Origin of the sequence: Kitasatospora sp. NPDC005748, from assembly GCF_040630735.1 — a bacterium.
GTDB lineage: Bacteria > Actinomycetota > Actinomycetes > Streptomycetales > Streptomycetaceae > Kitasatospora.
In genome coordinates, this window is the sequence record NZ_JBEXYD010000021.1 from 51,991 (window position 1) to 63,576 (window position 11,586).

At 74.7% G+C, this 11,586-nt stretch carries 9 protein-coding genes and 2 pseudogenes; 6 read left to right on the forward strand and 5 right to left on the reverse strand.

Going from position 1 to position 11,586, the window contains the following annotated elements:
* Positions 1–70: 70 nt before the first annotated feature.
* The 4 genes from ABZ495_RS17840 (at position 71) to ABZ495_RS17855 (ending at position 6,907) form a co-directional block, all read left to right on the forward strand.
* Positions 71–514, forward strand: a complete 444-nt coding sequence (locus ABZ495_RS17840; protein WP_359836725.1) for a hypothetical protein — start codon at positions 71–73, stop codon at positions 512–514.
* Positions 515–637: 123 nt separating this feature from the next.
* On the forward strand, positions 638–1,924 hold the full coding sequence (locus ABZ495_RS17845; protein ID WP_359836727.1) for a hypothetical protein: 1,287 nt from the start codon (positions 638–640) through the stop codon (positions 1,922–1,924).
* A 106-nt stretch (positions 1,925–2,030) separates the two neighbouring features.
* Positions 2,031–5,474, forward strand: coding sequence for a right-handed parallel beta-helix repeat-containing protein (locus ABZ495_RS17850; RefSeq protein WP_359836728.1), 3,444 nt, complete (start codon positions 2,031–2,033; stop codon positions 5,472–5,474).
* 80 nt (positions 5,475–5,554) lie between these two features.
* Entirely contained in the window at positions 5,555–6,907 is a 1,353-nt protein-coding gene (locus ABZ495_RS17855) for a S8 family serine peptidase (protein WP_359836731.1), read from the forward strand.
* A 16-nt stretch (positions 6,908–6,923) separates the two neighbouring features.
* On the opposite strand, the gene ABZ495_RS17860 is transcribed toward ABZ495_RS17855, so the two are convergent.
* Positions 6,924–8,021 (reverse strand): MinD/ParA family protein, encoded by a 1,098-nt coding sequence (locus ABZ495_RS17860; RefSeq protein ID WP_359836733.1) that lies wholly within the window; start codon positions 8,019–8,021, stop codon positions 6,924–6,926.
* Positions 8,022–8,320: 299 nt separating this feature from the next.
* Here ABZ495_RS17860 and ABZ495_RS17865 point away from each other — a divergent pair.
* A pseudogene (locus ABZ495_RS17865) lies at positions 8,321–8,476 on the forward strand (DUF255 domain-containing protein); the annotation flags it as partial.
* Between the two features lie 567 nt (positions 8,477–9,043).
* On the opposite strand, the gene ABZ495_RS17870 reads toward ABZ495_RS17865, so the two are convergent.
* The 3 genes from ABZ495_RS17870 to ABZ495_RS17880 are packed head-to-tail and all read right to left on the reverse strand — an operon-like array spanning position 9,044 to position 10,132.
* Complete coding sequence (locus ABZ495_RS17870) at positions 9,044–9,367, reverse strand: hypothetical protein (RefSeq protein ID WP_359836735.1); 324 nt, start codon at positions 9,365–9,367, stop codon at positions 9,044–9,046.
* The gene (locus ABZ495_RS17875) at positions 9,348–9,797 is read right to left on the reverse strand and encodes a MerR family transcriptional regulator (RefSeq protein WP_359836737.1); all 450 of its coding nucleotides are present in this window, start codon (positions 9,795–9,797) and stop codon (positions 9,348–9,350) included. The genes ABZ495_RS17870 and ABZ495_RS17875 overlap by 20 nt, the downstream gene beginning before the upstream one ends.
* Positions 9,794–10,132, reverse strand: coding sequence for a hypothetical protein (locus tag ABZ495_RS17880; RefSeq protein ID WP_359836739.1), 339 nt, complete (start codon positions 10,130–10,132; stop codon positions 9,794–9,796). Before ABZ495_RS17880 ends, ABZ495_RS17875 begins: the two co-directional genes overlap by 4 nt.
* Positions 10,133–10,295: 163 nt before the next feature.
* On the opposite strand from ABZ495_RS17880, the gene ABZ495_RS17885 reads away from it, so the two are divergent.
* Positions 10,296–10,703 (forward strand): DUF255 domain-containing protein, encoded by a 408-nt coding sequence (locus tag ABZ495_RS17885; protein ID WP_359836741.1) that lies wholly within the window; start codon positions 10,296–10,298, stop codon positions 10,701–10,703.
* A gap of 15 nt (positions 10,704–10,718) precedes the next feature.
* Here ABZ495_RS17885 and ABZ495_RS17890 read toward each other — a convergent pair.
* Positions 10,719–11,489 (reverse strand): annotated as a pseudogene (locus ABZ495_RS17890) (IS5 family transposase).
* Positions 11,490–11,586: the final 97 nt, after the last annotated feature.

An 11,586-nucleotide genomic window follows, 5' to 3' on the forward strand; every position in this document is an offset into this window, starting at 1 on the left:
GCCCGCCCCGGGCGCCGTTGCCCCGGGTGGGGGCACCCGGGGGCGGGGCCGACAAGCGAGGGAGCAGGACATGGATCAGCAGCAGGAGCACGAGGACGTCGGGGAGTTCCGGCTGGCGGCGGTGTTCGACATGGTCGACCCGGTGACCGGGCCGGGGTTCTCGGACCGCGCGGTGGTCGAGGACGCGACGGAACGGGCCGCGCTGGCCGGGTACCTGCGGGCCGGCGCGGAGGTGCTGATGACGCCGATGCTCATGGACGACATCTTCGACACCTCCCGGCAGGGCGCCGTCCCGCTGAACTACCGCACCGACGGCGAGTGGATCTGGACCGACACCGTCACCTACTACCTGGAGGAGTACGACATCGCTCCCGAACCCGGGCTGCTGGCTCACCTGCGCGAGCGGGGCGACGCACGGCCCCGGCCGGACGCGGCGACCCTGGAGCGGGCGGCCGACTTCGTCCTCCACCCGCCGCAGCCGGCCGTGCCGGCCTGGCGCCTGGACACCGACTGAACCCCGCGTGCCCCGCCGTCCGTGAGTTCCTAAGGGACGGCTGTGTCGGGCGGCCGATGAGGCCGGGACGGGCCGTCCCTGTCGGGTGTCGTTGTCGAGAGCCAGGAGGCCCGGGTGGGCAAGGTGCGCAACGGACGTGAGAGTCAGCCGTCGGGCGGGGGCGTCCAACTGCCCGCCGTGGCATGGGCGGTGCCCGAGCCGGCCGAGGAGGCCGGGCAGCCGGCGGAGGCCGCGGCCGGGCCCGCGCGGCGGGCGCCCGCCGCTGTGGGCGCCGCCGGGGCGGTGCCCCCGGTCGGGGAGAGCGGCGCCGCGGCCCCCGGGCAGTCCCGCGCCGGGGTGAGCGCCGTGCCCGCACCGGCGGGAGCGGCCGAGGAGGAGGGCGGCCAACGCCGCCTCCCCAAGTCGATGGTGGCCGCCGCGGTGATCGCCGGCCTCGTGCTGGTCGGGGTGCCGCTGGCCCTCTCCGGGTTCGGCGGGGACGGCCCCCACACCCCCGGCGCCGACGGCCCGCCGCCCGCCGGGTACTCCCAGCCGGACGGCGGCGGCGACGGCTACGTGCCGGGCCCCGACGCGCCCGGAAACCCGCCCGGTAACCCGCCCGGCGACCAGCCCCCGCAGCCCGGCCCGCCGGCCGACGGCCCGGCACCCGGGGACGGCGTGGTCCCCGCCGCCGCCGGGGCCGCCGCCCTGCCCGACGCCGTCCAGGCACCCGACCCGGGCCCGAGCGCACGGCCCACCGGTCGTCCCGCCACCGGCACCGCGGCGAGCGCCCCCGCACCCGCCCAGGGCGCCGGGCAGAGCACCGCCCAGACCACCGGACAGGCCGCCGGCACGCCGCAGCCCCAGCCGCCCGCCGCCGAGCAGCCCGCCGTGCCCCCGGCCAAGCCCACCCAGCAGGCGGCCCCGCCGCCCCCGCCCCCGCCGCCGACCTACTACGCTGTCGCGGGCCCCGGCTGCGGCGGGTCCACCTCCATGCAGCTGAACGGCTGGTACGACAAGGGCCAGGAAGGCTGGCGTCGCAACTCCGGCGGCTACACCGGCGACGGCTGCGGCGGCGGCTTCAGCTCGGTGCCGATGTCCGGCGACGCGAACGACGACAAGAGCAACTCGGTGGTGTGGACCTTCACCACCGGCCCGGTCACCACCGGCACCTGCAACCTGTCGGTCTTCGTGCCCGACGGGGACATCAAGGCGGTCGGCGGCGCCCCGACCTACTACACCGTGCAGGACAGGTCCTTCGAGGTGAACCAGGTCTCCCACCGGGGCCAGTGGGTCTCCGCGGGCACCTTCCCGCTCAGCGGCGGAAGGATCGCCGTGGTGCTCCACAGCCGCGGCAACGACTGGAAGGGCGGCACCCAGACCTACGCCCACCACGCCGCCTCCGCCGTCAGGGCCAACTGCACCGGCTGACCCGCGGCCCGCACCACCGGCAGCCCAGCGACCGCCGCCCGCACCACCGCCCGCACCACCGCCCGACCAGCGTCACCGCCCCACGAACGACGGAGGAGAACGCCCGATGAGCCGCCATGTGCTGACGGTCTGCGCGGAGCCGAGCGGCGGCGGTTACCGCACGATCGGCGCCGCCCTGGAGGCGGCCCGCAGCGGAGCGGTCATCAGCGTCCGCCCGGGCCGTTACGAGGAGAACCTGGTGATCACCAAGATGGTGACCATCACCGCCGAGGAGGCCCGCGGCAGCGTGCGCATCTCACCCCGGCGCGGCGCGGTGGTGCAGGTGGTCGCCGAGGCCGTCCAGCTCACCGGCCTGGTCCTCCAGGGCCAGGACGAGGAACTGCCCACCGTCGACGTCCCGCGCGGCCAGGCCGCCCTCCAGGACTGCGAGGTGGCGGGCAACTCCTGGACGGCCGTGCTGGCCCGCCAGCAGGGCTCGCTGGCGATGCGCGGCTGCCGCGTCGTCAACCCCGCCGGGGCCGGCATCGTCGAGACCTCGACCGGCACCAGCGTCATCGAGGACTGCGTGATCGAACACCTCGGCAGCTCCGCCGTGGTGATCGGCGAACGCGCCAACCCCGTCGTCCGCGGCTGCGTCATGCGCGACGCCCGCGGCAACGGCGTCTGCGTCAACGGCGAGGGCCGCGGCTCGATCGAGGACTGCGAGATCTCCGCCACCGACAAGCCCGGCATAGCCCTGGAGGAGAACAGCTCCACCCGGGTGCTGCGCACCACCGTCCTGGACACCTCGATCGGCGTCTACGTCAGCTCCGCCGCCCAGGTGGTGCTGGAGGACTGCACCGTCAGCTCGACCCGCGGCCACGGCGTGGTGCTGGCCGGCGGCACCGACCCGCTGCTGCGGCGCTGCCGCACGGTGCGCACCAAGGGCCACGGCATCCACGTCACCGGCCGCTCCCGCGGCCGCTTCGAGGAGTGCGAGGTGGCCGCCTCGGAGCTGGCCGGGATCCTGGTGGACGAGTCCTCCAGCCCCGCCCTGACCCGCACCGCGGTCGCCGACAGCGCCGGGGCGGGAGTCGAGCTGACCGGCGAGAGCGCCGCCGAGTTCGACCGGCTGGAGGTGCGCGGCGCGGCCGGGGCCGGGGTGAGCGTCCGCGACGGCGCCAACCCGCTGCTGCGCCGCCTGGACATCGCGGAGGTGCGCGGCCACGGCGTCGAGGTGTTCCGGGAAGGACGCGGACGGCTGGAGTCGTGCGTGCTGTCCGCCACCGGGCGGGCCGCACTGCGGGTCGCCGACGGCGGCAACACCCAGGTCGGCGGCTCCACGGTGCGCGGCGGCGCCCCGGCCGCCGGCCCCGGCCGGGCCGCCGCGGTGGCCGGGGTCGAGGTCGGCCCCGGCGGCGTCGCCTCCCTGCGCGACTGCGACATCGCCGAGTGGACCGGCGACGGCGTGCTGGTCGAGGACGGCGGCGAACTCACCATGGTCCGCGCCCGGGTGCACGGCAACCGCGGCCACGGCGTGCTGACGGCGGCGGGCAGCCGGGCCGCGCTGAACGGCTGCGAACTGACCGACAACGCCGGCGACGGCCTGCGGGTGGACTCCGAGGAACCGGTCCGGATCACCGGGTGCACCGTCGCCGGCAACCGCGGCTCGGGGCTGCGCCAGACCAGGGCCGGCAGCCGGCTGGCGGTACAGGACCTCACCAGCCGGGACAACGGCCGCGCCGACAGCCACGGCAGCGCGAGCGCCGGCGCCGAGGACGGCCCCGCGGCGGTCCGGCCGGCCGGCGCGCAGGACGGCACCGGCGCCGGGGACCGCGACGACGCCACCGACCCGGCGCGGCACTCGGCCGCCGCCCCGCCGCCGCCCGAGCCGGAGGGACCGCAGGCCGCGCTGCAGGCGCTGGTCGGTCTGGAGGGCGTCAAGGACCAGGTGGCCACCCTGGTCAACCTCAACAAGCTGGCCCGGCGCCGGGAACAGGCCGGCATGCCGGCTCTGCCGATGGGCCGCCACCTGGTCTTCGCCGGGCCGCCCGGTACCGGCAAGACCACCGTCGCCCGTCTCTACGGCGCCATCCTCGCCGAGCTCGGCGTGCTGCCCAGCGGCCACCTGGTCGAGGTGGCCCGCGCCGACCTGGTCGCCTCGATCATCGGCGGCACGGCGATCAAGACCACCGAGGTCTTCCAGTCCGCGCTCGGCGGCGTGCTGTTCGTCGACGAGGCGTACACGCTGTCCGCCGGTTCCGGCGGCACCGGACCGGACTTCGGCCGGGAGGCGATCGACACCCTGGTCAAGCTGATGGAGGACCACCGCGACGACGTGGTGGTGATCGTCGCCGGGTACTCGGACGAGATGCGCGACTTCCTCGCCTCCAACCCGGGCCTGGCTTCCCGTTTCAGCCGCACCGTGGACTTCCGCAACTACTCGCCCGAGGAACTGGTCACCATCGTCGAGCGGTCCGCCACCGCGCACGGCTACGAACTCGACGCCGTCACCGTGGACGCGCTCGGGACGCACTTCACGCGGATGCCCAAGGGCGCCGACTTCGGCAACGGCCGCGCCGCCCGCAAGGTGTTCGAGGAGATGGTGGACCGCCAGGCGTCCCGGCTGGCCGAGCTCGCCGAAGTCACCGACGCGGACCTGCCGCTGCTGCTGCCCGAGGACCTCGGCGCGGAGGCCGCCGCCGCGGCCCGGGCGGAGGCCGGCGCGGCGGGCGCCGACGGCGGCAGGGGCACCGAACTGCTGGAACAGCTGCGCTCGATGGTCGGCCTGGCCGCCGCCAAGGAGCAGGTCGAGAACCTGGTCAACCTCATCACCCAGGTGCGCCGCCGGGAGGAGGCCGGCCTGCCCACCGCGAAGATCAGCCACCACCTGGTCTTCGCCGGGCCGCCCGGTACCGGCAAGACCACCGTCGCCCGCCTGTACGGCGAGCTCCTCGCCGAACTCGGCGTGCTGCCCGGCGGTCAGCTGATCGAGACCGCCCGCGCCGACCTGGTCGGCCGCTACATCGGCCACACCGCCCAGCTCACCCGCGACGCCTTCGAACGCGCGCGCGGCGGCGTGCTGTTCATCGACGAGGCCTACACCCTGACGCCCCGCAACGGGGCCGGCGGGGACTTCGGCCAGGAGGCGGTGGACACCCTGATGAAGCTGATGGAGGACCACCGCGACGAGGTCGTGGTGATCGTCGCCGGCTACCAGGAGGAGATGGAGGGCTTCCTCGCCTCCAACCCCGGCCTGGCCTCCCGCTTCTCCCAGCAGATCGCCTTCGACCACTACAGCGCGGACGAACTCGTCACCATCGTCCGGCTGCAGGCCGAGCAGGCCGGCTACGTCTGCGCGCCCGAGACCCTCGCCGCCCTGGCGCAGCTGTGCGAAACCGTCCCGCGCGACCGTAACTTCGGCAACGGCCGCTTCGCCCGGCAGACGCTGGAGGCGATGGTGACCCGGCAGGCCGGGCGCCTGGCCCGGCTCGACATCGGCGACGTCTCGGAGCTGAGCCTGCTGCTGCCGCAGGACATCCCCGTGCCGGCGCGGGCGAGGGCTGTATGACCGGCGCTCGCTCCCGTACGCGCCGCGCCGCGCGGATCCGACCGGCTGCGGGGGTGCGGCGGACGGGGGCCGGTCCGGCGGTGTGCGCTGTGCTGTGCCTCGGCATCCTGCTGGCGCAGGCCGGCCCGGCCGGCGCCGCACCTGGCGCCCCGGTCCCCGGGGTGCCGGTCCCCGGCGCCCCGGTCCCCGGCACTCCCGCCGCGGCGGGTACGGCCCGTCCGGGACAGCCCTCCTCCGGCGGCGCCGAGCCGGGGTCGCTGCCCGTGATCGGGCAGAGCCGGAGCGCGGGCCGCGCGGACGGCTGCGTGAAGCCCTCCGACAAGGACACCGACCGGATGCCGTGGGCGCAGGCCTTCCTGCGTCCCGAGACCGCCTGGCAGCTCGGCCGCGGCGCCGGGGTGACCGTCGCCGTCGTCGGCTCCGGAGTGGATCCGGCCTCCGGCGTCCTGGGCGGGCGCCTGGTGCCGGGGCCGCGCGAGTACGGCGAGGGCGCCTCCACCCGCGACTGCGTCGGCCACGGCACGTTCCTCGCCGGACTGATCGCGGCCGGCCGGCGCGACGGCGTCGGCTTCGCGGGCATCGCCCCCGAGGCGCGCGTCCTGGCCGTGGCCGTGACCGATGACGCTGGGAACACCACCGCCGCCCTGCTGGCCAAGGGCATCCGCGACGCGGCCGACGGCGGCGCCCGGGTGATCGCGCTGGCCCTGCCCGTCGCGGCGGGCGACGAGGACCTCGCCGGCGCGGTCCGCTACGCAGGCGGCAAGGGGGCTCTGGTGGTCGCCCCGGCCGGGCCCGACCAGGGCAGCGGGTCCGGGTCCGCCCCGGCCCCCGCGGAGGTCCTGACGGTGTCCGACCTGGCCCCGAACGGCGCCCCGAACGGCGGCGGTACGGACTCCGGCGGGTCGGGCGGGGTCGGCTCGGGCACCTCCGGCACTTCCGGCACTTCCGGTGCCCCGGGCGGCGGGGCCGGGCGGATCGACCTGGTGGCGCCGGGGGGCGCCATGATGAGCGTCGGGCCCGGCGGCAAGGGCTACTTCACCGGCTCGGGGCCCAGCTTCGCCGCCGCCGTGGTGGCCGGCACCGCCGCCCTGGTCCTCGGCTACCGGCCCGACCTCGGGCCGGCCGGGCTGAAGGACCGTCTGACGTCCACCGCCTACCACCCGGGCACCGCCCTGCCGGACCCCCGCGTGGGCTACGGCACAGTCGACCCGGCGGCCGCCGTCGGCGCCCCGGCGCCGGCCGCCGTCCCGCCGTCGCCCCGCCCGGCCCTGACCGTCGCCGCACTCCGGCCGCCGTCGCCGGACACCGCCGGGCACCGGGCGGTGGTGACGGCGGGCGCCGTCCTCGCCGGCGTCGCCCTGGTCACCGGCACCGCACTGGTCTGCGCGGCCGGCCGCCGCCGCGCCTGGCGCCCCGGGCGCTGGCAGGCCTGACGGGCCCTCCCAGGCCCTAGCCGGCGGGAAGGGCGGCGCCCGGGTGGCTCATCCCCTCGGCGACCGCGGCGGCGAGTTCGAGGTGGGCGCGGCGGGTCCGGTGGCGGAGCTTCGCGGGCTCGAACGTCCCGCCGAGGGCCAGGTGCTCGTCGAAGGGCAGGACGACGGCGGCCCGGCAGAGGCTCTCGAAATGCGCCACCAGGTGCTCCGCCTTCACCACCCGGCCCGTGCCGCGGACGCCGGAGACCACGGTCACGCTGCGCCGCGCCAGCGGCCCGTAACCGTTCGCGTGCAGCCACTCCAGGGTGGCGTCGGCGCCGCTCGCGCCGTCGAGGCTGGCGGTGGCGGCGATGACCAACTGGTCGGCGAGGTCGAGCACGGCGCGCGTGGCGCCGTGCAGCAGGCCGGTGCCGCAGTCACTGAGGACGATCGGGTACTGGCGGGCGAGCAGGTCGACCAGCCGTTGGTAGTCCTCGCCGCCGAAGGCGGTGGCGACCGCCGGGTCCGGGTCGTTGCCCAGCACCTCCAGACCGCTGGGGGTCAGCGAGGTGAAGCGGCGGATGTCCATGTAGCCGGTGATCGAGGGAGCGGCGACCAGCAGGTCCTGGACGGTGGCCGTGGTCTCCCGGTGAACCCGCCCGCTCAGGGTGCCGGTATCCGGATTGGCGTCGACGGCGATCACCTTGTCGGACCGCGTCTCGGCGAGCACGGAGCCGAGCGCCAGCGTCACGGAGGTCTTGCCCACACCGCCCTTGAGGCCGACGACCGCGATCCGGTAGGAGCGGTGCAGCGGGGTGCGGACGACGGCCTCCAGCCGTTCCCGATCGACCCGGCCCAGGCCGAGCCCGGCGCCGAGGCCGATCCCGCGCAGGCTCCGCCGGGCGACGGGCGCGGCGACCCCCGGCACGGCTTGGGCCGGCTGTGCCGCCGGCTGGGGCGGGGCGGCGAGGGGAGCGGCCTCCGGGAGCACGGGCACCGTGCCCGTGGCGTCCAGCGGCCGGTGCCGCTCGGGCTCCTGTGGCGGCGGGACGGGCCCGTACACCGGGGCGAGGTCCCAGTCCGCCTCCCGTTCCAGCCGCCGCACCCGTTCGATGACCGTGTGGTCGCCCGTCACGCCATTGCCTCCTGTCACCGCATCGCCCCCGCCGTCCGCGTCGACTCAACGGCCCGGGGCGGCGCGCCGGTTCAACGCCGCCTCCCGCCCCGGATCGACGGGGCGAACACCCGACGGTGCGCGTCGGATCAGTTGCGGCAGCGGCCGGACGCCGAGCAGCCGTCCCCGGGCAGCCCCCGCGTCCCGGGCCTTCGCGACCAGGACGCTCGACCACCGCCGGACCGCACCGCCGGCACTCGGGCGCACCGGGCCGCCGTTTCGACAGCTGTCCCGTCGCCTGCCATGAGTAGGGTGGCGGCGTGAATCGTCTCGCCGGTGCGACCTCGCCCTATCTGCTGCAGCACGCCGACAACCCGGTCGACTGGTGGCCCTGGGGCCCCGAGGCGTTCGCGGAGGCGGAGCGGCGCGGCGTGCCGGTGCTGCTGTCGGTCGGGTACGCGGCCTGCCACTGGTGCCAATGACTTAACACAACCAGGTAGTCCTGACCTGGGGCGTTGTCAGGGGGTAATCGCATGGACACGTACGATGAGGAACTGGGTGAAGCCATAGACGCTTGGGTGGAGTCCGAACTGGACGCCTCGCCCGAGTGGGGGCCCGAGAAGTACGCCAGCATCCGCCGGCGCTTGGAGGACAGCCCGCCCGCTGTCGCCGTTTGAGGAGCAAGGAGCGCGGGGCCGCAAACCGCGGCCCACTCCGGCGCTCATCGGCAGCACCGTCAAGGTGATGACACCCTGCGGGGCGGTGGCGGTGTGCAGGGAGCTCTCGGCCTCGGTGAACCGGAACGACCCGCCGAGGCTCAGGCCGGCCAGCCACAGGACCAGGTTGGCCACCAGGGCCATGGCGACCGCCCCGGCGATGACCGCCGCCGGGTGCCGGGCCGCGGCCCGGCGGAGAAGGAGGCCCATCCTGGGCACGCGCACGGACAACTGGGAGCTCCGGTCCGGGAAGGTGTCGACGCGGTCGCCGGGCCTGCTCAGCTCGCCGACACGCGAAGGGGAAGGGACGGGGACGAGCGAGGGTGCCTACCGGTCCCGCTTCGCGCCCGGGGCGCCGATCGTCAGCAGGTCGCCGGACTTCCCGCAGCCGCACCCGGCTTGCCCGTCGGCCTTCGGCCCGCAGGAGCAGGAGGCGCGGCGCCTGCCCAGCCACCAGGCGCCTACCGCGAGGACGGCCAAGACAAGCGCGATGGCGGGCAGCCACTCGACCACCGCGCCGACGCCTGCGCCGACGACCCCGGCGGTGATCAGGACGGGCAGTGCGCAGCAGGCCACGCAGGCCAGGGCGGCGAGTGCGCCCAGGGTCTTGGGGGTGCGGTGGGTGGGCTGGTCAGCAGCAGGGTCCGGCATGGCGTGTCTCCTGGGCGAGGTCGGTGAAGGGGATGGGGCAGCACGCGCTTCCGGCGCACCGGGTGAGGTCGTCGCAGCCGGCGTCGAGGGCGGTGGTGAGGGCTTCGCGGATGGTGGTGAGGTCGGCGATCTTCTGCTCGACCTCGGCGAGCTTGGCGCGGGCGCGTTCCCGGAGTCCGGGGACGGGGCGGCCGTGGCGGTGGCGGCCGGTCTCCAGTAGCTCGGCGACCTCCTCCAGGGTGAAGCCCAGGCGTTGGGCGGCTTTGATCACCCGCAGCACGGTGACGGCCTGCTCGTCGTAGAGGCGGTGGCCGCCCGGGGAGCGGTCCGGCTCCGCCAGCAGGCCGCGCCGCTCGTAGTAGCGCAGGGTCTGGACGTTCACCCCGGCCGCGTCGGCGACCTGCCCCGAGCGCAGGCCCTCACCGGTCACGGCCGGCCGCCGGTGGCGGTGATCCGCTCGTGCAGGGCGGCCAGCACCTTCTCGTGTGCCGGGTCGACCTCGACCTCCAAGTGCACCTCGCCGTCGGTGGCCGGGGTGACGGTGAAGGTGAAGAACGAGCAGCATCCGCTCTCGCGGTCGGCCAGGTCTCGTACCTTCTCGTCGGTGCCCTCGGCGGCGTCGAGCAGCAGGTGCAACCGGAGCCGGTCCGGCCGGGTCACGGCCGTCAGGTGGTCGGTGAACAGCCCGTCCCATTCGGCCACCCGCAGCGGCTGCTGCTCGGTGGGCAGAGTGCACGACGTCGGCACCCAGCTCAGCTCCGTCATGGTCTGCTCCTCGCATCCACCCCGCGTGCGGTATGGCGGGGATGTCTACGACGGTAAACCTGTACTTAGATACCGGTTGCAAGTCTCAGTCATGCCGTCCTGCCTCGGTGTGTTTGGCGCATCGGTCCCCGCGACGGGGCAGGCGGCTGGGATACTGCCGGGCATGGTGAATCGACTGGTCCATGCCCAGTCGCCCTGTCTCCAGCAGCACGCCATCAATCCTGTGGACTGGTGGGAGTGGGGGAGAGGAGGCGATGTCAGAAGCAGCAAGGCGGGACGTACCCATCCTCTCTCGGTGGGGTACGCATCCTGCCATTGGTTAGTTTCTGACGTATCGTCAACTAGTGCCAGTGAACTTACGCAACCAGGTAGTCCACCCCTGGGGTGTTGCCAGAAGGTAGCCGCATGGACACATACGATGAGCAGCTGGACGCAAGCATCGACGCTTGGGTGGAGGCCGAGCTGGCCGCCTCACCAGAGTGGGGGCCCGAGAGGTATGCCACCATCCGCCAGTGCCTCGAGGGCAGCGGACTCGCAGACATCGCTGAGGAGTAGGGGCACGGAGCCATAAGAGCTCGTAACACGATCACGGCATTGGCTTGTTGAGTCTTCGCCAGCAGACGAGGGCGGACGCGAGTGAGTCGTGGAGGTCGAGGCGATGTCCCCAGCGGGTGCAGGTGCTTGAACTGGTGTAGCAGGGCGAAGGTCTGCTAGACCACGTAGCGGAGCTCGCCGAGGCCGCGGATGTCCGGCTCGCCACGTCGGGAGATGACCGGCAGGATCCGACGCCGGGTCAGCTGCCGCCTCACGTGCCGGCTGTCGTAACCCTTGTCGCCGAGCAGGGACTTGGGCCTCTTCCTGGGCCAACCCGGTCGCCCGGCGATCGGTGGGACGCCGTCGACCAGGGCGAGGGCCTGGGTGATGTCGGGGACGTTCCCGCCGGTGGTGATGACCTTGAGAGGGGTGCCGTTGCCGTCGCAGGTCAGGTGGTGCTTGCTGCCCGACTTGCCGCGGTCGACCGGCGACGGGCCAACCCCGGCACCCCCTTTTTGGCCCGCGCGTGGAAGGCGTCCACACAAGCCCTCGTCCAGTCGATCCGCCGGGCCGCGTTCAACTCGGCGAGCCGTATCCGGTGGACCTGGTCGAAGACCCCGGCCTCGGTCCACCGGCACAGCCGGCGCCAGCACGTCTGCCCCGAGCCGAAGCTCAACTCCGGCGGCAACTGCTGCCAGGGGATGCCCGTGAACAGCACCAACAGGATTCCCTGCAGGCACAGCCGGTCGTCCACTGGCCGAGGCCCCGGCGACCGCCCCGGCCGGACCGGCTCGATCAGCGCCCACAACTCGTCGTCGATCATCCACGGTGCACTCACACCTCAGCCAACGGACGAATCGTCACACCGGACACGGCCCACCAGCTCGCATCCACAAGATCCTGTTACGGGCTATTGCGGC